The sequence below is a fragment of the Psychroserpens damuponensis genome (assembly GCF_000826655.1).
Classification (GTDB): domain Bacteria; phylum Bacteroidota; class Bacteroidia; order Flavobacteriales; family Flavobacteriaceae; genus Psychroserpens; species Psychroserpens damuponensis.
The window spans coordinates 1-389 of the sequence record NZ_JXJO01000043.1; the positions used below are offsets into that span (position 1 = coordinate 1).

1 pseudogene is annotated in these 389 nt (G+C 31.9%); it reads right to left on the reverse strand.

Features of this window, described 5'->3' with window-relative positions:
- Positions 1–321: pseudogene (locus TD29_RS17120) on the reverse strand (peptidase M28); the annotation flags it as partial.
- Positions 322–389 lie beyond the last annotated feature (68 nt).

Consider the following 389-nt stretch of genomic DNA (forward strand, 5'->3'; position numbering starts at 1 on the left):
ATTTTTAAGAACTGGATCGCTTCCCGAAATAACACCAACGATATTGTAGGCGTCTAAACTATCAACTTTAAAATGATCTTTATACGTTTTAAAATAAGGACTCACACCTAAATCAATTAATTCATTCTCTATATAGGCTGATGCGTCCTCAATACCTTTTGATCCCGTATCTCGTCCCATTAGAGCATCTGAGGCTAAATAACTAACCGTTTCCTTTAGTTCATTGGCTGTTATGGTTATTCCTGGTGTTTCGGTTTCTTTAGGTGTTTCTTTACAGTTAAAAACTGTTATTAAAATAATGAGTAAAAGTCCCTTTTTCATGTGTATTTAATTAAATTTAATATCTGAGTTTAACTTACGGTTTAAAGATAAAAAATCCTGACTTGAAA